This is a genomic window from Pelomonas margarita (assembly GCF_043555875.1).
Classification (GTDB): Bacteria; Pseudomonadota; Gammaproteobacteria; order Burkholderiales; family Burkholderiaceae_C; genus Pelomonas; species Pelomonas margarita.
Window position 1 is genome coordinate 25,339 of the sequence record NZ_JBIGHW010000005.1, and the last position, 20,441, is coordinate 45,779.

General features: G+C 67.5%; 15 protein-coding genes and 1 pseudogene. 14 read left to right on the plus strand and 2 right to left on the minus strand.

From position 1 onward, the window contains the following. Window positions 1–7: 7 nt before the first annotated feature. Window positions 8–778, minus strand: a complete 771-nt coding sequence (gene xth, locus ACG0Z3_RS10990; protein WP_394397539.1) for an exodeoxyribonuclease III — start codon at window positions 776–778, stop codon at window positions 8–10. Window positions 779–944: 166 nt separating this feature from the next. Here xth and ACG0Z3_RS10995 point away from each other — a divergent pair, with 166 nt between their 5' ends. From ACG0Z3_RS10995 to istB, 6 genes are all read left to right on the plus strand, one after another. Continuing rightward, window positions 945–1,457 carry a sigma-70 family RNA polymerase sigma factor gene (locus ACG0Z3_RS10995; protein WP_394397540.1) on the plus strand — a complete coding sequence of 171 codons (513 nt, stop codon included), beginning with the start codon at window positions 945–947 and terminating at the stop codon, window positions 1,455–1,457. A 791-nt stretch (window positions 1,458–2,248) separates the two neighbouring features. Beyond that, on the plus strand, window positions 2,249–3,130 hold the full coding sequence (locus tag ACG0Z3_RS11000; protein ID WP_474101445.1) for a chromate resistance protein ChrB domain-containing protein: 882 nt from the start codon (window positions 2,249–2,251) through the stop codon (window positions 3,128–3,130). After that, entirely contained in the window at window positions 3,127–4,047 is a 921-nt protein-coding gene (locus ACG0Z3_RS11005) for a Fe-Mn family superoxide dismutase (RefSeq protein ID WP_394397542.1), read from the plus strand. Before ACG0Z3_RS11000 ends, ACG0Z3_RS11005 begins: the two co-directional genes overlap by 4 nt. After that, a complete protein-coding gene (locus tag ACG0Z3_RS11010; RefSeq protein WP_394397543.1) occupies window positions 4,044–5,216 on the plus strand; it encodes a chromate transporter in 1,173 nt (390 codons plus the stop codon). The genes ACG0Z3_RS11005 and ACG0Z3_RS11010 overlap by 4 nt, the downstream gene beginning before the upstream one ends. A 225-nt stretch (window positions 5,217–5,441) precedes the next feature. Then, complete coding sequence (gene istA / locus ACG0Z3_RS11015; protein WP_394397544.1) at window positions 5,442–7,001, plus strand: IS21 family transposase; 1,560 nt, start codon at window positions 5,442–5,444, stop codon at window positions 6,999–7,001. A gap of 59 nt (window positions 7,002–7,060) precedes the next feature. Continuing rightward, window positions 7,061–7,798: an IS21-like element helper ATPase IstB gene (gene istB / locus ACG0Z3_RS11020; protein WP_394397783.1), complete on the plus strand. Its 738-nt coding sequence runs from the start codon at window positions 7,061–7,063 to the stop codon at window positions 7,796–7,798. Between the two features lie 259 nt (window positions 7,799–8,057). Here the strand turns inward: istB and ACG0Z3_RS11025 are convergent, their stop codons facing one another. Beyond that, window positions 8,058–8,369 (minus strand): hypothetical protein, encoded by a 312-nt coding sequence (locus tag ACG0Z3_RS11025; protein ID WP_394397545.1) that lies wholly within the window; start codon window positions 8,367–8,369, stop codon window positions 8,058–8,060. 360 nt (window positions 8,370–8,729) lie between these two features. Here ACG0Z3_RS11025 and ACG0Z3_RS11030 point away from each other — a divergent pair, with 360 nt between their 5' ends. From ACG0Z3_RS11030 to ACG0Z3_RS11065, 8 genes and pseudogenes are all read left to right on the plus strand, one after another. After that, the gene (locus tag ACG0Z3_RS11030; RefSeq protein ID WP_394397546.1) at window positions 8,730–9,656 is read left to right on the plus strand and encodes a S8 family serine peptidase; all 927 of its coding nucleotides are present in this window, start codon (window positions 8,730–8,732) and stop codon (window positions 9,654–9,656) included. Between the two features lie 128 nt (window positions 9,657–9,784). Continuing rightward, a complete protein-coding gene (locus ACG0Z3_RS11035; protein ID WP_394397547.1) occupies window positions 9,785–10,747 on the plus strand; it encodes a LysR family transcriptional regulator in 963 nt (320 codons plus the stop codon). After that, on the plus strand, window positions 10,744–11,796 hold the full coding sequence (locus tag ACG0Z3_RS11040; RefSeq protein ID WP_394397548.1) for a tyrosine-type recombinase/integrase: 1,053 nt from the start codon (window positions 10,744–10,746) through the stop codon (window positions 11,794–11,796). Before ACG0Z3_RS11035 ends, ACG0Z3_RS11040 begins: the two co-directional genes overlap by 4 nt. After that, the gene (locus tag ACG0Z3_RS11045; protein ID WP_394397549.1) at window positions 11,797–14,904 is read left to right on the plus strand and encodes a Tn3 family transposase; all 3,108 of its coding nucleotides are present in this window, start codon (window positions 11,797–11,799) and stop codon (window positions 14,902–14,904) included. Window positions 14,905–15,304: 400 nt separating this feature from the next. Continuing rightward, window positions 15,305–15,397, plus strand: a pseudogene (locus tag ACG0Z3_RS11050) (DUF4880 domain-containing protein); the annotation flags it as partial. Window positions 15,398–15,526: 129 nt separating this feature from the next. Continuing rightward, complete coding sequence (locus tag ACG0Z3_RS11055; protein WP_394397784.1) at window positions 15,527–16,231, plus strand: FecR family protein; 705 nt, start codon at window positions 15,527–15,529, stop codon at window positions 16,229–16,231. 195 nt (window positions 16,232–16,426) lie between these two features. Next, window positions 16,427–19,333 (plus strand): TonB-dependent receptor, encoded by a 2,907-nt coding sequence (locus ACG0Z3_RS11060; protein ID WP_394397550.1) that lies wholly within the window; start codon window positions 16,427–16,429, stop codon window positions 19,331–19,333. Continuing rightward, window positions 19,323–20,432 (plus strand): cytochrome-c peroxidase, encoded by a 1,110-nt coding sequence (locus ACG0Z3_RS11065; RefSeq protein WP_394397551.1) that lies wholly within the window; start codon window positions 19,323–19,325, stop codon window positions 20,430–20,432. The genes ACG0Z3_RS11060 and ACG0Z3_RS11065 overlap by 11 nt, the downstream gene beginning before the upstream one ends. The last annotated feature ends 9 nt before the right edge of the window (window positions 20,433–20,441 follow it).

A 20,441-nucleotide genomic window follows, 5' to 3' on the forward strand; every position in this document is an offset into this window, starting at 1 on the left:
CGGTTACTCAGTCCTGCAGCGTCACGATGACGGGGGCGTGATCGCTGGGCCGCTCGTTTCGGCGCGGCTGTTTGTCGATCTCGCAGGCTGTCACGCGGCGCTTCAGCGCTTCGCTGACGAGGATGTGATCGATGCGCAGTCCCTGGTTCTTGCGGAAGGCCAGGTTGCGGTAGTCCCACCAGCTCCAGCTCTTGGGCGCCTGATCGAAAATGCGGAACGCATCGGACAGCCCCAGGTTCAAGAGCTGCTGGAAATGCTCCCGCTCCTCGGCGGTGCAGTGGATCTGGCCCGCCCAAGCGACCGGGTCGTACACATCGCGGTCATCCGGAGCAATGTTGAAGTCGCCCATCAGCACCAACTGCTCGTGCGCCTTCAGCTCATCGGCCAGCCAGCGGCGCAGCCCGTTCAGCCAGTTCATCTTGTAGGCAAACTTGTCACTGCCCGGTGCCTGGCCGTTGGGGAAATAGCCGCCGATGACGCGCACGCCGCCCACCGTGCCGGCAATGACTCGGGCCTGCTCGTCGGGCAGCCCGGGGATGTTCTTGACGACGTTTTCGGCCCGTTCACGGCTGATCAGCGCCACGCCGTTGTAGGTTTTCTGGCCGAACCACTGCACCTGGTAGCCGGCTTCGCCGATCTCCATCGTGGGGAACTTGTCGTCGGTGAGCTTGGTCTCCTGCAACACGAGGGCATCGACCGGATGCGCGGCCAACCAGTCCAGCAACTGCGGCAGACGGACGGCGAGTGAATTGACGTTCCAGGTGGCGAACTTTTTCATCGCGTCATCCTAGCGGCGCCGCCATCCGAAGAAAATCGACAATGTGCATTATGTAAACAATAGACATACCAATGTACATGGCACAATTGCGAACCATTCGCATTTAAAGAATCCACCGTAGCGGCTGCGCGCTTCCCGACGCGTCGTGCTGCCAGGCCATAGTGACGTGAGCGCCTCGACCCATCCCGCACCGCCACCCATCGCCACGCTGTACGGCGATCACCACGCCTGGCTACAGGCCTGGCTACGTCGGCGGCTGGGCAATGCAGCCGACGCAGCGGACCTCGCCCAGGACGCCTTCGTGCGCCTCCTGCGCCGACCCTTGCGCTTCGATAGCGCGCCACAGGCACGTGTCTACCTGCGCACCTTGGCCCAGGGCCTGTGCGTGGACCTGTGGCGCCGCCGGGAGATCGAGCAAGCCTGGCTGGACACGCTGGCCGCACAGCCACAAAGCCTGGCGGTCTCCGCCGAGGACCACGCGGCCGTGCTGCAGGCGCTGCAGGACATCGACCGGCTGCTGCAAGGCCTGTCCGCCCGCGCCGCCCAGGCCTTCGTGCTGGCCCAGGCCTGCGGCATGACGGACCAGGAAGTCGCCGACGCGCTGGGCGTGTCGTCCCGCATGGTGCGCAAGTACGTCGCGCAGGCCATGCTCTTGTGCCTGCAACTGGACGTGGCATGACGGCCGGCGACGCCGGCGCCTCTCACGAGGCGGCAGCCTTGCCGCACGCCACGCTGGCCGAGGCCGCAGATTGGCTATTTTTGCCCATCCCCCGAAAATGCAAAAATTCTCGTAAGTGGTTGAAGCATATAAATAATTCTGCGTAGATGTTTGGGGTTTTGGCTGCTATTGGCGCCCCGGAAATCTCTCTAAACTGCACGCCAGCGACGAACGCACCCAACGTCAACGCCTCGACGTGAACCGCTGCAAGGCGCGGACAAAACCCGCCACTTTGGACGGCCAACGAGTCCATCGCGCGTGCCGCATTCGCTAACGAATGGGCCGAGCGCGCGCAGGTCGATGTCGGCGTGCGAGGGGCCGTGACGACCGGCGCGGCGCAGCGTGTGAAGGAACTCGAACGCGACCTTTGCGAACTGCACAGGGCCAGGGCGTATCCCCAAGGCCTTGGCCGCCACTCCAGTAGCGCCGCCGGCCTTGACGTGCCTGACCGCCTCCTGCTTGGACTCTAGCCTGTCCTTCCCTCGGCTTCTTCCTTCGTTCACCACTCGGCCCCTGATTCGGGATTCTCCCGGGCTGCGCTATGAACTCCGAAGTTCGGCGCAACCTCAGACGCTGTCCTCTGCTGGCTGAGTCGAAGTCTTCGGCGTCAGCCTCGCTGCGGCTCGCGACTTCTCCCTTCGTCAGCAAGCTTCAAAGAGTCTGTAGCGGCTTCACGTTGGTGTAGTAAGATTGACAGAATGAAATGGTTGCTACTGATTCTCTCGCTTCCGACGGAGAACGCCACCGCCCGCATGCGCTGTTGGCGGGCGCTCAAGTCTTGCGGCGCCGCGGTGCTGAGAGACGGTGTCTACCTGTTGCCTGACTCAGGTGCGAACGCAGCCACGCTGCAGGCCATTGCCGAGGACCTGCGAGCCAACTCCGGCACCGCGCACCTGATGCCCACGCAGAGCGACGCCCAGGATTTCCACGCGCTCTTTGACCGCACGACGGAGTTCGGTGAACTATTCGCTTTGATCGCAGCAGCCCGTACCGACCTGCGTGAGGACAGCGCCCTGCACGTGCTCAAGCAGTGCCGCAAGCTGCGCAAGAGTCTGGAGCAGCTCGTCGCCATCGACTTCTTCCCTGGCGAGGCCCAGCGCCAGACCGACGCGGCCCTGCAGGCCCTCGAACTTGACGCCAACCGCGTGCTCTCGCCCAATGAGCCCCAAGCCGTCGAGCAGGGCATTGCCCGGCTGAACATCGCCGACTATCGAGGCCGTACCTGGGCGACCCGCAGTCGCCCGTGGGTGGACCGCCTTGCCAGCGCCTGGCTAATCCGCCGCTTCATCGACCCGGACGCCAGGTTCATCTGGCTCGATGCTCCCGGCGACTGCCCCAGGATCGCGCTCGGTTTCGATTTCGATGGCGCGGACTTCACCCACGTGGGCGCGCGCGTAACTTTCGAGACCCTGCTGGCCAGCTTCGGTCTAGAGACGCCCCCGCTGCAGCGCCTTGGCCTGCTAGTGCACAGCCTGGACGCGGGCGGCGTGCAGCCGCCCGAGGCCACCGGCGTCGAGCGCGTGCTGGCCGGCATGCGCGAGGCGATCACAGACGACGACCAGCTCATGCAGGTTGCGGCCGGCGTCTTCGACGGCCTGCTGACCGCTTTTCAACGCGAGACGGAGAAGTCATGAATGCGATCCCTGCGGCCCTTCCTTTCGACCCTGGCCTGTTCCAAGGCCTGTCCGAGGAGCTGCTGCGCAGCCACCACCAGAACAACTACGGCGGCGCGGTGAAACGCCTGAATGCCATCCGTGCGGCCTTGGCACAGGCCAGCGCCAGCAGCCTGGCCGGCTTCGAGCTCAACGGCCTGAAGCGCGAGGAGCTGATTGCGACGAATTCCATGCTGCTGCACGAGCTGTACTTCGACAGTCTGGCGCCTGAACCGCCCGCCATGACGCCGGCCATGGCCTTGGCACTGACGGGCAGCTTTGACAGCGTTGAGCGCTGGCGAGAGGAGTTTGTCGCGATGGGCAAGGCCCTTGGCGGCGGCTCGGGCTGGGTATTGCTGAGCTTCCAGCCGCGCGAGGGAACCCTCGTCAACCAGTGGGCGGCCGATCACACCCACGCCCTGGCCAGCGCAGTTCCGATTCTGGCGCTCGACATGTACGAGCACGCCTATCACCTCGACCACGGCGCAGCAGCAGGAGCCTATGTCGACGCCTTCATGGCCCACATTGACTGGGCCAAGGTCTACGAGCGTTACCAGCACGCCGTACATGCGGCCAGCGATGGCGCCGCAGCAGATCTCGCCGGGCTGGACCTTGCCGCGCAGGTGGTGGTTGACGTGCGGCGCGACGCCATGTTCAAGCAAGCCGCCACGGTGCTTCCCGGCGCACGCTGGCGAGATCCGGCCACGGTGCAGGACTGGGCGGCCGATATGCCGACCGACCGTGAGGTGCTGGTCTATTGCATCTATGGCCATGAGGTGGGGCGTGCCACCGCGCTGAAGCTGCGCGCACAGGGAGTCAAAGCCAGCTTCCTGCCGGGCGGCATCGACGCCTGGGCTGCAGCCGGCAAACCCCTGCAAGCCAAGGAGACGCTCGCATGAGTGAGCAGGATCATTCCGGCCCTCGATACACCCTCTGGCAGCTGGTGGCCTACATGCTCGGCCTGGGCACTTGGGGTTTCGGTGGTCCGGTGGCCCTGGTGGGCTTCATGTACCGCGACCTGGTCGAGCACCGGCGTTGGATCTCCGAGGCCGACTACAAGGAAGGCATGGCCCTGGCCCAGTTGATGCCTGGCCCCTTGGCCGCACAGTTGGCCATCTACCTGGGCTACGTACATTTCAGGACATGGGGCGCGACGCTGGTGGGGCTGGCCTTTGTGATCCCGTCTTTCCTGATGGTCGTGGCTATCGGGGCAGCCTATGTCGCCTTCGGCGGCATCGCCTGGATGCAGGCGGTGTTCTACGGCGTCGGTGCTGCAGTCATCGGCATCATCGCCATGAGCGCCTACAAGCTGACCACCAAGAATGTCGGACGCGACAAGCTGCTATGGGTCATCTTCGTGGCCAGCGCGGCCGTTACGGTCATCACGAAGTCCGAGGTGATCTGGCTCTTCTTGGGTGCCGGGGTGCTGGTCTGGCTGTTGCGCGCGCCGCCCAAGCTGGGTGGGCGCCTGAACAGCCTGGCCCTGGCGGCGCCCATCGCTGGCGCCGCCGCCGTCTCGGCGGTGGACTGGCCGCGCCTTGTCGAGATCGGCGCCTTCTTCGCCTATGCGGGCAGCTTCGTTTTCGGCAGTGGCCTCGCCATCGTGCCCTTTCTCTACGGAGGCGTGGTGCAGGATCACCACTGGCTCAACGACCGCCAGTTCGTCGATGCTGTCGCTGTGGCCATGATCACGCCAGGGCCGGTGGTCATCACCACGGCTTTCATCGGCTATCTGGTGGCGGGCTTCTGGGGTGCGGTCGTGGCGGCCATGGGCACATTCGTACCCTGCTATCTGCTCACCATACTGCCGGCGCCGTATTTCAAGAAGCATGGCAAGAAGCCCGGCATCGTCGCCTTCGTCGACGGCGTGACAGCCGCAGCCATCGGCGCAATCACGGGTGCGGTCATCGTCATCGGCCAGCGTTCGATTACCGACTGGGTCACGGCCGCACTGGCCCTGGCCACTGTGGTTGCGTTGTGGCGCTTCAAAAAGCTGCCCGAGCCTGTCACGGTTGCAGTAGCCGCAGTCGCCGGCCTCGTGCTGTATCCGCTGGCCCACCCCACTTGATCGCCTGGCAAGAAGAGAGTTCCATGGCCGCGAAATCCTCACCTGCGTATTCCACGCCATCGCGGACACCGTTCCGCTCTGATGGCGGACAGCATTCCACTGTGATGGCGGACACCGTTCCAGGCTGAAGGCGGACAGCGTTCCACGCCGATCGCGGACACCGGCGGGGTGTTCTGAGTGACCCAACGAGGCATAGGCTGCCCGGCTTTTTGGCCGGGAGAGGCGATGCCCACACCAAGGGTCCTCATGAGCAAGATCAGACAAGCACTTCGACTGCTGGCCGACGCCGGCCTGAGCATGCGGCAGGTCGCCGCCGCGCTGGGGGTGAGCAAGACCACCGTCAGCGAGATCGCGATGTACGCGCGTGACGCAGGGGTGGACTGGCCGCTGGCCAACACCCTCAGCGACGACGAACTGCAGGCCCGCCTGTACCCGCCGCCGCGCCCGCGCAGCAGCACCCGGCAGGAGCCGAGCTACGCCGTGCTGCACCAGGAGCTCGCACGCCCTGGCGTGACGCTGCAACTGCTGTGGGAGGAGTACCGCGCCGGGGCCGGTGACGCGGCCTACCGCTACAGCGCCTTCTGCGAGAAGTACCGCGCCTGGGTCAAGCGCCAGAAGCGCTCGATGCGCCAGGTGCACCCCGGTGGCGAGCGGCTGTTCGTCGACTACGCCGGCCAGACCGTGCCGGTGGTCGATGCGGCCACCGGCGAGATCCGCCGCGCGCAGGTGTTCGTGGCGGTGCTGGGCGCGTCGAACTACACCTACGCCTGCGCCACCTGGCAGCAGACGGCTGCCGACTGGGTGGGCGCCATCATCGGGTCGCTGGAGTTCATCGGCGGCGTGCCGCGGCTGCTGGTGCCCGACCAGCCCCGGGCGCTGATCGCCAATCCCGATGCCTACGAGCCCGTCACCGCCCGGCTGATGCAGGAGCTGGCCGAGCACTACGGCGTGGCGGTGCTGCCCGCACGCCCCGGTCGGCCGCAGGACAAGGCGAAGGTCGAGGTCGGCGTGCAGGTGGTCGAGCGCTGGATCCTGGCGCGGTTGCGCCACCAGCGCTTCTTCACGCTGGCCGAGCTCAACCGCAAGATCGGGGAACTGCTGGCCGCGCTGAACCAGAGGCCGTTCAAGGCACTGCCCGGCTGCAGGGCGTCGGCCTTCGCAGCGCTGGACGCCCCGGTCCTGAAGCCGCTGCCGGCGCAGGCCATGGTGCTGGCGCAGTTCAAGCCGGCCCGGGTCAACATCGACTACCACGTCGCCTTCGAGGGCCACCACTACTCGGTGCCGCACCAGCATGTCGGCGCGGCGGTGGAGCTGCGGGTGACCGCCACCACGCTGGAGGTGCTGCTGCGCCGCCAGCGCATTGCCGCCCATGCACGCAGCGACCGGGTGGGCGGCTTCACCACGGTGGCCGAGCACATGCCCGCCTCGCACCGGGCACATGCCCAGTGGACGCCGGCCAAGCTCATCGCCTGGGGTGAGCGCATCGGCGCGGCCACCGCCAGCGTGGTGCGCTGGCAGATGGAGCGCCGCCCGCACCCCGAGCAGGGCTACCGCGCCTGCCTGGGCCTGATGCGCCTGGCCCGCGAGTACGGCAACGACAGGCTGGAGGCCGCCTGCGCCCGTGCGCAGTCCATCCGCGCGCCCCACTACCGCAGCGTCAAGTCGATCCTGGCCTGCGGGCTGGATCGGCAGAGCAGCGCGCTACTAGGCGGGGACCGCAACCCCACCGCGCCCATGCCCAGCCACGACAACGTGCGTGGCGCCGGCTACTACGGCCACCACTGATGGCGGACACGACGCCCGCGACCGCAACCACCACCGACAACCCCGACATCACCATCCCCATGCTGCAACAACACACCCTGGACCAACTGCGCGGCCTGCGCCTGGACGGCATGATCGCCGCGCTCACCGACACCGCCACCCAGCACGCCGCCGAGGCGCTGCCCTTCGATCAACGCCTGGCGCTGCTGGTGCAGCGCGAGCTCGACTGGCGCGGCGGCAAGCGCGTGGCGCGGCTGCTGAAGGCCGCCAAGCTCAAGGTCAGCGCGGCCTGCGTGGAAGACATCGACTGGCGCGCCAGCCGCGGCCTGGACCGGCATCTGGTCACCGCCCTGGCCGGCGGCGACTGGATACGCCACGGCCGCAACGTGCTCATCACCGGTGCCACCGGCTGCGGCAAGACCTGGCTGGGTTGCGCCCTGGCCCAGCAGGCCGCCCGCCAGGGCTTCAGCGTGCTCTACACCCGCGCCACGCGGCTGCTGCAGGAGCTGCAGGTGGCCCATGGCGACGGCAGCTTCAGCCGCCGTCTGGCCCAGTTGGCACGGCTGGACCTGCTGGTGCTCGACGACCTGGCCATCGCCCCAATCACCGCGCCCGAGCGGCAGGACCTGCTGGAGCTGCTGGACGACCGCGTGGGCAGCCGCAGCACGCTCATCACCAGCCAGTTGCCCACCAGCGCCTGGCACGCCTGGCTGGCCGAGCCCACCATCGCCGACGCCATCATGGACCGGCTGCTGCACAGCGCGCACACCATCGCGCTCAAGGGCGAGTCACTGCGCCGGGCCCGGGCGCAGGCCTGACGGCATCGGCGGCGTGCCCCCAATGGTGCGCTGCCGACCCGCCTTGCCCACCGCGGCGGCTGTTCGTCGCAGGCGACGCCGCCGCCGTGGACAAGGCTGCCGGGCGCACCACCAGCGGCATCAAGACCGCCTTCGGCACCGGGTTGCCCACCCGGCGCTGACGCGCCGCGTGGACAGCCCGGCTGGGCGCGTTCCACGCTGATCGCGGACAGCGTTCCAGCGTGATGGCGGACAACTGCCCTACCATCCGCCCCGTCACTCAGGCACCCCGCTCAGGGTGTCCGCGATCGCATGGAACGCTGTCCGCGATCAGCCTGGAATGGGTGTCCGCGATCAGTGGAATGCGCACCGTAGCCATGAAGCGGTGCAGGTTGCGGGGTCGATCAGGCGCCAGCGCGCGGAGGGCGGGCAACACGTGCTCGAAGGGGGCATAGCAGGCGCTGCCATGTCGCTGGTTGGAGGGGTGGGCCACGCCGTCGTCGCCGGGCGCGGCGGCACGGGCGGCGAGGGCCTGGGGCGTACTGAATCGCGTCGCCTGCAGCACGGGGTAGTCGGCCGCGTTCGGAGTCATTTCCAGCAGGGCCAGCTCGCCGATGCCGCCGGCGGTTCAGCGTCAAAAGCACCTGCTCGCAGCGGCCGAAGACCTCGTAGCCGGCCGCCTCAGGCGAATCGGCACCCTCGTTCTGCTCGGAACGTACAAGCTCCTGGAAATCCGGGACCACAGCGCCCAGCTCATGCGCCGGAGCCAGATCGTGCATTTCCCCAGCTACCGGCTGGAGCAAAGGGAGGACCAAGTCGCTTTCAAGTCGACCCTGGATGCCCTGGCCAAGGCGCTACCCATACCGCTTGAGGCGGGCATGCTCAAGCGCGTGGACTACTTCTTCAACAAGACAGCCGGCTGCATCGGCATCCGCAGCTGCTCGCGCCGCTCATGTTCCGGCTTCGCCACGAGGCCATCGCCAAGTCACACAGACCCGTCAAGGTCGTCGAAGAATCCGGCCTCATTCCCGCCGGCCATGAGCGCGTCGAAGAGATGCTGGTGGGCGCGCACGGCGCCAGCATCGCCGCCCTGCGCAGCGTCATCCTCGAACGGGACATCAAGGAGATCCGCGCCAACCTCAGCGCGATCGCGAGGATCGAGCCTTGGGGGCGTGCCCAGCGCAACCCGGAAGGCACGCTGGCAGTCCAGACGCAAGGTCGGGCGCTGCTGCGCTTCTTCCGCTACGGCAACGACGCAGCCAACGCGAGGCTATTCGAGGCCGTCAAGGGCCTATTGAGCCACCTTGGACTGAAGCACCGGTTCTTCCGCCAGGGACGCCATGGCTGGTTCTTCGCGAGCCTGCTGGAGGTCGGTCAGATCACCGACGAGAAGTTCGACCAGTTGCTCTCCTTCCCAGGCCTTCGGCGGCTGATGCCCGAGCCGCGCATGCAGTCGGCGGCCACGCGCCGGCCCATTGGCGCCGCGGCCGCGCCGCCTCATCTCGCGCGACCTATCGAGGGCCTGCCGACGGTGGCTGTCTTCGACACCGGGACGTCGGCGGCGGCCACGGATCTGCGGCCGTGGGTGGTCGGCACGAAGACCTACGTGCTGCCGCCCGACACGGACCATGAGCATGGCACCCACGTCGCCTCCCTGGTGGCGGGCGCGCACGGCCTGAACGCGGGCCATGCGGACTTCCCCGCCCTGGGCGCCAAGGTCTACGACGTCTGCGGCCTGGAGGCCGGCGCCGGCGGCTACATCGGCGACCCGATCGGCCGGCTGGAAGAGGCCATCAGGGGCCGTCCCGATGTGCACGTCTGGAACCTGTCGTTGGGCACAGTCAAGTTCGTTAAGTTGGATTGTAGAAAGCAGCGCTAGGGATGCAAGGCCAGCGAATCCACGCATCTAACCGGGGCGCGCGCGGAGAACGGACCCCAGTAGACGCACGGTTTAAAATACATATGATTTACAACTAATTGTTGTAGACGGCAATCATGCCAACCCCTATGCGCGAACTAAGAGCCCTTGCCACGTTGTTGAAGGCGGCCGAACTCGGCAGCCTGACCAACGCCGCTGCCGACCAGGGCATCACGCCCCAGGCCGCGAGCAAGACGCTGGCACAGCTGGAGCGGCAGCTCGGAGTCAAACTGCTGGAGCGCACGACGCGGCGGCTGGCGCTGACACCCGAAGGTCAGGTGCTGGTCGACGCATCCCGACCGGCACTGGAGGCGATGAACGCAGCGTTGGACGCCGTGCGCAAGGCGCCGTCCAAGCCGCTCACCGGCCACCTGTCCATCGCAGCGCCGCGGATGGTGGTGTCGACCGTGCTCGCGCCGGTGGTCGACGCCTTCAGCGCTTTGCATCCCAAGCTGAACCTGCACGTCAGGTCTGTCGACCAAGCCACGCCGGCGATTCAGGGGGAAGACGAGGTGTGCTTCAGTTTCGGGCCGATGCTGGAGCAGGACGTCAGCAGCACCTTCCTGATGGAAGCGCTACTCCTGTACTGCGCCTCGCCGGGCTACCTGGCCAAGCACGGCGTGCCGCGGTCGGTAGAGGCGCTGGACGCGCGCCAAGCCGGGATGCCGGTGCTTGAGGCCCGGACCGGCGGCAAGGATCGCGGGCCGATGCTTTCGACCAACGACGACCAACTCGAACTGCAGATCGCCCGGTCTGGCCGCTTGGCGATGCAGCTGATCTCGCTGACGGCGATGCCGTGCATCGAGGACGGCACGCTTGTGCCGCTGCCATCACTGGGGGTCGATTCGGCTCACCTGTTTATTTGCCACTACAGCAGTGAAGTGCTGCCGCAGGTCGGCGCCTTCGTCGAGTTCGCGCTGGACCGCTTGCAAGGCAGCCAGGCATTTGCACCATCGGAAACCCGCCTGGCGGCGCTGGAGCGGGCGGCGACGCGGCGACGGCCTTCACCGAAGTCCTTCCGCCGATTGGAAGCGACGAGCGTGGCGCCATGAGCGCCACCGTTGAGCAGTACGTCCTAGCGGCCGACCGGGACAACACGGTCAAGAGCTATGCCGCAGCGCTGCGCAACTTCGAGCAAGTCTGGAACGGGCTGCTGCCCGCGACGGCTGACACGGTGGCGCGCTACCTGGCCGAGCACGCGGAGGTCTACCGCATCAGCACGCTGCGTCTGCATCTGGCTGCACTGGCGCGATGGCATGCCGACAACGGCTTCGGCGATCCCACCCGGTCGCCGCTGGTGCAGAAGGTGCTGCGCGGCGTCCGGGCCAAGCACGCCGTGCCGCAGAAGCGGGCCCGGCCGCTGCAGCTCGACGTGCTCGAAGCGGTGTCCGACTGGCTGCTGAAGGCGCAGGCGTCGGCACGCGAGCACGGCCGCCAGGCCGAGCAACTGCGCCGCAGCCGCGACCGCGCGATGCTCCTGCTGGGCTTCTGGCGCGCCTTCCGATCCGACGAGCTGGCCAGCATGCGCATCGAGGAGGTCCAAGCCCAGCGTGGCAAAGGGCTGACCTGCCGGCCTCGAAAGACCAAGACCACTGACGAGGGCGAGGACCGTGCATTCCATTGCCCGGCGCTGTCGCGGCTGTGCCCGGTGGACGCCTACCTCGACTGGATCGAACTGCGCGGCCGCAAGACCGGGCCGGTGTTCCCTGGCATCGATCGTTGGGGCAAAGTCTCGGACGAGCACATGCTGAGCAAGACTGTGCTGCCGCTGCTGCGGCGCATCCTGCACGAGGCTGGCGCCGAGGAGGCCGCCAGTTATTCCAGCCACTCGCTTCGCCGTGGTTTCGCCAACTGGGCCAGCAGCAACGGCTGGGACCTCAAGGAACTGATGGAGCACGTGGGCTGGCGCGACGTCGGCTCGGCATTGCGCTACGTCGATGTGTCTCACGCCGCGTTGAAGGGCAAGTTCGAGCGCGGCCTGGCCAATAGCCCGCCAGCGTCAGCACTGGGCACCACGAAGCCGAACAACTCGATGCCACCGACTGGCGGCGATGATGCGCTCGCGCAGCCCGACGAGCGGCCTCGCGACCCACCGCACTGAATGTCGACGGCCGCCGACTCGCACCGCCTCGCGCTACTCAGCGCCGCGGAAATCGAAGCCCTGTATGGCTTCCCTAATTTTTCCGACGAGGATCGGCAGGCCTACTTCGAGCTGTCCGAGCAGGAATTGGCTGTCGTCGAGGCGCGATATCGATCCGTCGGCCTCTTCTTGGCGCTGGAACTCGGGTACTTCAAGGCCAAGCAGCGGTTTTTCGACTTCACGCTGGAGCAGGCCCAGCAGGACCTGCGCTTCCTCGCGGCCCGCTATTTTCCAGACTTCTCCCTCAAGTCATTCAAGCTGCCGTCCAGGCCGACCCGGACCGGGCTGCAGCAGGACATCCTTAAGCTGACCGGCTATCGGCTGTGCGACGCCCAAGGCACGAAGGACCTCGAAGCGCGGGCCGAGCGCCTGGCGACGCGCTCCACGCAGCCGCAGTACGTGCTTCGTGAGCTGATGCAGCATCTGGCCAACGAGAACATGGTTCTGCCCGTGTACACGGCGCTCCAGGATCTCATCGGCCGAGTGTTGAGCCGGGAGCGCCAGCGCGTCGTGAGCCGGCTTGAGGAGAGCCTTCCGCGCCGCGTCAAGACCCAGTTGATGGAATTGCTCGCGACCGGCGACGACGACAGCCTGTACCAGATCACCGCACTCAAGAAGGAGGCCCGAGACTTCAGCCGCCGTGAGCTCAAGCAGGAAGTCCAACGGCGCCAGGTGTTCAAGCCCCTGCACGATTTCGCCACCCAGTTCCTGGTACAGGCCGGCCTGTCCAATGAAAGCAGCCGCTACTACGCCTCGTTGGTCAGGTTTTACACGGTCTACAAGCTGCGCCGGCAGCCCCAGGGCACCTCCAGGCTGTACCTGCTGTGCTTCGCCCATCAGCGATTCCGGGAGATCAACGACAACCTGATCGAGGCCTTCATGCACTTGGTCTCGACCTACAAGAAGGAAGCCAAGACGGCGGCTGAGGACGCCATGCGGCAGGCCCAGGTGGACGCCGCGAAGAATCTCGGTGCGGCGGGCCAAGTGCTGCGCCTGTTCATCGATCCGGCCACCCGCGCCGAGACCCCGTTTTCCAAGGTCCAGGCCAAGGCCTTCAAGCTGCTGGAGCGAGAGCAGTTCCCAACCGTTGCTGACTACCTGCTCAACATCGACTTCGACCGGACCGCCTACCAGTGGGCGCAGTACACCAAGCTCTCCAGCCGGTTCAAGATCAACCTGCGCCACCTGTTCTGCGAGCTGGAATTCGGTGTCCGCGTGGACAACGCTCCGCTGCTCAAGGCCGTCGAATTCCTGCAACGCGTATTGCGCGAGGGCAAGTCGCCGCAGCAGATTCCACCGCAGGATTTCCCGCAGCGCTTCATCGCGCAGGTACACCGGCCTTACCTGTACCAGGACGCCGAGAACTTGCGCGGCAAGGCCCGGGCCAAGCGGCTCATCGTCGATCGCTACGAATTCCTGGTCTACCGAGAGCTGTGCGATGCCCTGCAGGCGGGCAATGTCTTTGTCCGTCACAGCAACGAGTACAAGCGTTTCGAGGACGATCTCATCAGCGATGAGCGCTGGGCTGCCAAGGACCAGATCCTGAAGGACATCGCGGCGCCGCTGCTGACCACGCCGATCGAGACGACGCTGACCACGCTGCGTCAAGCGTTGGTGGATCGCTTCGACGAAGTCAACCAGCGCATCATCGACTCGACCAATGAGCACATCCGTGTCCGCGGCAAGGGCGAGAACCGGCGCTGGACACTGGCCTACCCGACGTCCGACGAGCCGGTGAACAGCCCCTTCTACACGCAGCTGCCGGGCATCGATATTGCCGATCTGCTGTGGTTCGTCGCCGGGCGCACGCAGTTCCTGAGCAAATTCACCCACGTCCTGGAACGCTACGTCAAGCAGCCGCCCGATCCGCGGCTAATCCTGGCCAGCTTGGTCGCCATGGGCACCAACATGGGCCTGGGCAAGATGGCGGAGGTCTCCGGCCTGGGGCTGGCGCCGCTGCAATCGGCTTCGCGCAACTTCCTGCGCCTGGAGACGCTAAAGGCGGCCAACGATGCGATCAGCAACGCTACTGCGCAGTTGCCGGCCTTCAAGCTGTACAACATCCAGGACAAATTGCATTCCAGCAGCGACGGCCAGCGCTTCGAGACGCAGATCAATACCTTCAACTCTCGGTACTCACCGAAGTATTTCGGGCTGAAGAAGGGCGTCAGCGCCTGCACTCTGGTCGCGAACCATGTGCCCATCAACGCCCGGATCATCGGCACCCAGGAGCACGAGAGCCACTACGTCTTCGACCTGCTGTACAACAACACCTCGGACATCAAGCCCGAGCGCCACTCGACCGACACCCATGGCACCAACCAGGTGAACTTCTGGATCTTGCAGGTGTTCGGCCACGGCTTCGCGCCGCGCTACAAGAACCTGCGCAAGAAGACCGAGACCCTGGTGGGACCCGAGTCGCCGAGCCACTACGCCGACAAGCTCATTCAGCCGCAGCGCAAATTCAACGAGAAGTTGATCATTGCGGAGTGGCCCAACATCCAGCGCATCATGGCCTCGCTGGCCGACAAGGACGTTAGCCAGGCCACCATCGTGCGCAAGCTCAGCAGCTATGCGCTGCAGAACCAGACCAAGAAGGCGCTCTGGGAACTGGACGACATCTATCGCACGCTCTACGTGCTGGATTTCATCGACCATGCCGACCTGCGCCAAGCGGTGCAGAAGGCGCTCAACCGCGGCGAGGCCTATCACCGCTTCCGCAAGGCCGTGGCCTTTGTGAACACTGGCGCGTTCCGGGTCAAGACCGAAGCAGAGCAGGCGCTGTGGAACGAATGCTCCCGGCTGATCGCCAACGCGGTGATCTTCTACAACACGGCGTTGCTGTCCAAGATCTACGAGCAGAAGCTGGCTGCCGGCGATGACGCCGCGATCCAGATCCTGCGCGGCATCTCGCCGGTGGCCTGGCAGCACATCAATCTGTTCGGCAGCTTCGAGTTCAGCGAGACGCCGGCGACGGTCGACCTCGATGGCCTAGCCGCACTGTACGAACGGGCGGACTACTGGCAGCAGGCGATGGCCGGGGATGATGCTGCCCCCGATGTCGGATGACCAGATTGGGGGAAAGGGTGGTCAGCATCGGGGTCTTCACGACCCGCAGCAGGTCGACCGGTATGGCATTGAAGCCAAACCCACACTTTGGCGGGAGCATGCGGGCGTGTGTGGCCGCGTGCGCAGGCAAGTCCCATCCTCGCGTTTCGATCAGATGCTCCCGGCGGCAATCTCGCATCGTCGTGCAGGGCGAGGGGGCAAATGTCGCAGAGACGGTCGCTGGATGGGACGTCGGAGGCCCATTTCTGGAGAGACTGGTTCATCAAATCTAGAGGGCGTCCGCGCACATCAGAAGTGAGCAAAAGGCACCTTCAGGCAGAAAAAGGTCGTTGCAAGTCAGATGCTTACGACAATTTTCTCGTTTTCGGGGGTTGGGCAAAAATAGCCAGATTGGTTTGCGTTACTGCGCTCCGGCGAGGCCACGCCGGCCGACCAGGCCCGCTGGCACGACTGGCTGGCCGCCGGGGCTGCCCACCGGGAGGCGTGGAGTCAGGTCGAACGCATCAGCCAGCGATTCGGGCCGCTACGCAACAGTCCCGATCCGCAGGCCACCGTCGGCGCTCTCGCTACGGCCCGCCAGCGCCTGGCGACGCGCCGCCACGTACTGCGCGGCGTGAGCTGGATGGCGGGCGGCGGCGTCGCCGGCTGGATGGCCTGGCGTTGCACCGAGCTGCCACTGCTGGCAGCGCACTGGACGGCCGACCACCGCGCCGCCAGCGGCGAGCTCGCCACCCGCGTGCTGTCCGACGGCTCCCGCATCTGGCTGGCACCCGGCGCCGCCGTGACGCTGCATTTCGACGCGCAGACCCGCTGCCTGCAACTGTTGGCCGGCCAGCTCTTCGTCGACACCGCCCCGGACGCCCACCGCCGCTTCATCGTCGACACTCCGCAAGGCCGACTGCGGGCACTGGGCACGCGCTTCCATGTGCGCCTGCTGGCGGACGAGCGTGCGACGCTGGCCGTCTACGACGGTGCCGTCGAGCTGCGCGCGGCCGGCAGCGCTGCCACTACCGTGGTGCAGGCCGGCCAGCAGCGCCATTTCGACGCTCAGGCCCTGGACGGCGCCACGCCGGCCGACCCGAATGGCCGCGCCTGGATCCGCGGCATCCTGCTGGCCCAGGACATGGCGCTCGGGGACGTGCTGGCCGAGCTGGCCCGCTACCGGCCCGGCCACCTCGCCGTGGCGCCCGAAGTGGCTGGACTGCGGGTGCACGGCAGCTTCCCGCTGACCAACACCGACCGCGCGCTGGCCATGCTGGCCGGCATCCTGCCCATCCGCCTGCACCAGCCGCTGCCGTGGTGGACATCGATCGAGCCCCGCCGCTGAACTTTTTTCATCGACGCGGTTCCGCTTTTGTCCGGCTCATTCGATCAGACGGGTAAGCAGCTTTTTCCATCGTCGATATCTCCAGCCACCCAGCGGTGAAGCGCGCGACGCGCGCGTTCAGCCCAGGCAGCCAGCATGAGTCGCGAAGGACCGTCCTTCAACGCCACGCCTTGCCTGACACGGGCACTCACTGCCATGCCTCTCCCGCTTTCACTACGCCGCCCTCCCCTGCGCCCGGCGCCGCTGTCGCTGTCGCTGGCGCTGCGCCTCGCGCTCTGCGGCGCCACAGCCCTTGCCACCGGCCATGCCGGCGCGCAACCGGCGCCAGCCCCGGCAACACCGGCGGGCGCTGCCCAGCGCCATGACATCCCGGCCGGCCCGCTGGGCGCCGTGCTGGCGCGCTTCGCCGCCGATTCCGGCGTGCTGCTGGCGGCGCCGTCGGCGCTGGTGCAGGGGCGCCAGAGCCCGGGGCTGCGCGGCAGCCATTCGGAGGCCAACGCATTGGCCGCGCTGCTACAAGGCACGGGCCTGCAGGCGCAGCGCCAGCCCGACGGTAGCTACGCCCTGCGCCAGACCGTCACGCCTGCCATCAGGCCCGCGTCTCCAGCGCCCGCCAGGCCCACCACGCCGGCCCGCCAGGACGCCGCCGCGACTGAGCTGCCACTGGACACCCTGCCCCATGTCAGCGTGCGCGCCGCCCACGAGCCCGGCACGACGACCACCGACGCCGCCTCCATCCGCCGCCTGCCGGCGCCCAACAACGACGTGCTCAGCGTGTTGCGCCAGTCACCCAGCCTGCGCTACGCCAACACGCGCGACAGTGCGCTGACGCAAGGCGAGCTGGCGCCGCCCGAGATCTCCATCCACGGCGCGAAGCCTTACCAGAACCTCTTCCTGCTTGACGGTCTGAGCCTGAACAACGACATCGACCCGGTGTCGCGCGTGGCCACCTCGGTGGCCGACGTGCCGGGCACGCCGCTGGGCATGCCCATCGACAAGGAACTGATCTGCGAGCTGCAGCTGCTGGACAGCAACATCAGCGCCGAGCATGGCAATTTCCAGGGAGGGGTCGTCAAGGCCGAGCTGTGCGAGGCGCGCGCGGCCCTCGCCGGCCGCGTGACGCTGAAGCTGGCGCGCAGCGCCTGGCAGACGCTGTACGTGGACCCGGCCGAAGCCGCCGCGCTCGAACAGTCCACCAACGAAGACCGCCAGGCGCGCTGGGACAAGCAGTTCTGGACCGTCCAACTTGAAGGCCGGCCGACGGCTGAGCTGGGCATCGTGGCCCAGGGCAGCTACGCCCAGTCCAAGATCCCGCTGCGTGGCTATGCGGCCAGCATGACCCCAGGCGACGAGACCCTCGCCGCCAAGGAACAGCGCCGCACGCAGCGTGATGGCATGGTCAAGCTGACCTGGCGGCCCGACGCTCAGACCAGCGCCTGGCTGAGCGTGCGCGAGCAGCCGCTGGCCGATCGCTATTTCATCGTCAACGGCCGCAACTCCAACTTCGAGGTGCAGGGCGGCGGCCGCGCCGTGAGCACTGGCGCCCAGCATGTCTTGGCCGACTGGACACTGCGCCACGACCTCAGCGTCACCGAGGTGCGGCAGTCGCGCCGCAGCGACGCGGACGTCTTCCGGGTCTGGTCCTGGTCGGCCACCGACAAGAACTGGGGTGACGGCACGCGCGGCACCTCGTCGATCAGCACCGAGGGCAGTTGGGGCGACATCGACTCCCGCCAGCGCGATGCGGCCTACAAGCTCAAGCTGACCCGCAGCGCGCCCATCGAGGCGCTGGGCGGCCAGCACCGGCTGAGCGCCGGGCTGGACCTGTCGCAGCGCGAGGCCTTCTACGCGCGGCCCGAGGCGCTGGTGGCCTACATCGGCACCACGGCCTACCGCGTGGCCACCAGCACCTGCACCTCGCCGCTGGGCGTGGTGGACACGGAAAGCTGCTCGCTCGCGCCGTCGGCCCGCTTCCCGACCAGCGGGCAGTTCTGGCGCTACCGCGACGTCTATCGCGCCGGCAGCTTCGATGTGCAGGCCGGGCAGTACGCGCTGTGGCTGCAGGACGCCATGCGCTGGGGCGCGCTGAACGTGCGTGCAGGCCTGCGGGCTGACCGCGACGAGCTGGCCCGCACTGCCGTGCTGGCACCGCGCCTGTCGGCCACCTGGGCCTTCGGCCCGCGCCGCGCCACGGAACTGGACGCCGGCCTCAATCGCTACTACGGCCGCAGCCTGTTCGGCATGGTCGTGCGCGAGAAGCAGGCCACGCTGCAGACCCAGGAGCAGCGCCGCGCCAGCGACTGGGCCTGGGTCAGCAGCGGCCAGTCGCTGCCGGCCAACCGGCTCAAGGAGCTGGACGTGCCCTACGACGACGAACTGCGGCTGGGCGTGCGCCACCGCTTCCTGGGTGGGCTGACAGTGGCCGGCAGCTGGGTGCACCGCGAGGCGCGCGATCAGATCACCCGCGTGCGCGAGCGCGACACCAGCGGCAACTACGCCAACAACCAGGCCTACTCGTACCAGAACAACGGCCGCGGCTCGGCCGACACGCTGGCGCTTGAAATCTCGCCGTGGCGGCCCTTCAAGGCCCTGGCCGGCACGCACGGCTGGCAGGTCTCGATGGGCCAGTCCAAGCGACGCAGCAACCACAACACCTACGACGACACGCTGACCGACGCCCAGGCCGACGAGCCTATCCTCTACCGCGGCCAGGTGATCCGCTACGGCGACCGCCCGGTCGAGAACTTCAACGCGCCCTGGGCCGCGCATGCGCAGTTGCAGAGCGAGTTCCCGGCGGCCGACATCGCGCTGGTGCAGACACTGCGCTGGCAGGGCGGCTACCAGCGCGTCGTGGACACCGGCCGCACCGAGACGCGCGACGGCGTGGCGCTCGCGGTGCATGAGTTGACGAGTTTCCCGGCCACGCTGTCCTGGGACGTCTCGCTGCGCTGGGAGCCGCACCTGGGCCGCCACCGGCCCTTCGTGCAGCTGTCGGTCAGCAACCTGAGCAACCGGCGCAACGTCATCGCGATCAGCGCCACCGGCATCGTCAGCTACGAAAGCGGCCGCGCCGCCACGCTGCAGGTGGGCTATGGCTTCTGAGCGCTCGCTGAACCTGGCCGCGCTTGCCCTGCTGCTGACCGGCGCGATGCTGGCCCCCGCAGCCCGTGCCGACGACTGCGCCGCCGTGCTGGCCCAGGGCGCCGGCACGGCGGCCGACACCCGCTGCGTGGAGCAGGCCTACCGGGCGCCGCGCGCGCAGTGGCCGGCGCCGACCGTGGACCCCGGCGTGACGTGGCAGGAGCTGGGCCCGCGCCCGTCGCTGTCGGCGCAGCCAGCGGCGCTGGTGGCGCTGGGCGAGCAGCTGTTCCATGACCGCCGCCTGTCCCGCGCGCAGGACATCAGCTGCGCGAGTTGCCACGCGCCGCACCTGGGCTTCGGCGACGGTCGCCGCTTTGCGGCCGGCCACGATGGCCAGTTGGGAACCCGCAACTCGCCCGGCCTGTGGGGTGTGGGCCTGGTGCCTCAGCTGATGTGGGACGGTCGCGCCGACAGCCTGGAGGCCCAGGCGCTGCTGCCCATCGTCAACCCCGTCGAGATGGCGATGGACCTGCCCGCGCTGCTGAAGCGACTGAACACCGAGACCGACTACCCGCAGCAGTTCGCCCGCGCCTTTGGCGGCCATGGGCCGACGCTGGCGGTGACGCTGACGCGGCTGTCCAGCGCCCTGGCCAGCTTCCAGCGCACGCTGCAGGCGCCGCGCACGCGCTTCGACGAGTTCATCGAGGGCCGCACGACGGCGCTGAACGCGCAGGAGCTGCGCGGCCTGCACCTGTTCCGAACCAAGGCGCGCTGCATGAACTGCCACAGTGGCCCACAGCTCACGCAGCACGAGTTCCACCAGATCGGCATCAGCCTGCTGGGCCGGCCCGCGCAGGATCTGGGCCGCCAGGCCATCACGCGCCGGGCCGAGGATGCCGGCGCCATGCGCACGCCCAGCCTGCGCGGCGTTGCCCGCACGGCGCCCTATATGCACAACGGCCTGCTGCCGCAGCTGCGCGGCGTGCTGGACCTCTACAACGCCGGCATGCCCCAGCCTCGCAACCGGCCCGACATCCCGCCGCCCTCGCCGCTGATCAAACCCCTGAAGCTGACGCCGGACGAGGCGCAAGCGGTGGAAGCATTCCTAAGAACCTTGTGACGTAGAAAG

What these genes read in the sequence shown, in the direction of transcription:
- xth (WP_394397539.1), bottom strand. Translation starts at nt 778, where the DNA reads ATGAAAAAGTTCGCCACCTGGAACGTCAATTCACTCGCCGTCCGTCTG.
- ACG0Z3_RS11000 (WP_474101445.1), top strand. Translation starts at nt 2,249, where the DNA reads ATGCGCTGTTGGCGGGCGCTCAAGTCTTGCGGCGCCGCGGTGCTGAGA.
- ACG0Z3_RS11005 (WP_394397542.1), top strand. Translation starts at nt 3,127, where the DNA reads ATGAATGCGATCCCTGCGGCCCTTCCTTTCGACCCTGGCCTGTTCCAA.
- ACG0Z3_RS11010 (WP_394397543.1), top strand. Translation starts at nt 4,044, where the DNA reads ATGAGTGAGCAGGATCATTCCGGCCCTCGATACACCCTCTGGCAGCTG.
- istA (WP_394397544.1), top strand. Translation starts at nt 5,442, where the DNA reads ATGCCCACACCAAGGGTCCTCATGAGCAAGATCAGACAAGCACTTCGA.
- istB (WP_394397783.1), top strand. Translation starts at nt 7,061, where the DNA reads ATGCTGCAACAACACACCCTGGACCAACTGCGCGGCCTGCGCCTGGAC.
- ACG0Z3_RS11025 (WP_394397545.1), bottom strand. Translation starts at nt 8,369, where the DNA reads ATGACTCCGAACGCGGCCGACTACCCCGTGCTGCAGGCGACGCGATTC.
- ACG0Z3_RS11030 (WP_394397546.1), top strand. Translation starts at nt 8,730, where the DNA reads ATGTTCCGGCTTCGCCACGAGGCCATCGCCAAGTCACACAGACCCGTC.
- ACG0Z3_RS11035 (WP_394397547.1), top strand. Translation starts at nt 9,785, where the DNA reads ATGCGCGAACTAAGAGCCCTTGCCACGTTGTTGAAGGCGGCCGAACTC.
- ACG0Z3_RS11040 (WP_394397548.1), top strand. Translation starts at nt 10,744, where the DNA reads ATGAGCGCCACCGTTGAGCAGTACGTCCTAGCGGCCGACCGGGACAAC.
- ACG0Z3_RS11045 (WP_394397549.1), top strand. Translation starts at nt 11,797, where the DNA reads ATGTCGACGGCCGCCGACTCGCACCGCCTCGCGCTACTCAGCGCCGCG.
- ACG0Z3_RS11055 (WP_394397784.1), top strand. Translation starts at nt 15,527, where the DNA reads ATGGCGGGCGGCGGCGTCGCCGGCTGGATGGCCTGGCGTTGCACCGAG.
- ACG0Z3_RS11060 (WP_394397550.1), top strand. Translation starts at nt 16,427, where the DNA reads ATGCCTCTCCCGCTTTCACTACGCCGCCCTCCCCTGCGCCCGGCGCCG.
- ACG0Z3_RS11065 (WP_394397551.1), top strand. Translation starts at nt 19,323, where the DNA reads ATGGCTTCTGAGCGCTCGCTGAACCTGGCCGCGCTTGCCCTGCTGCTG.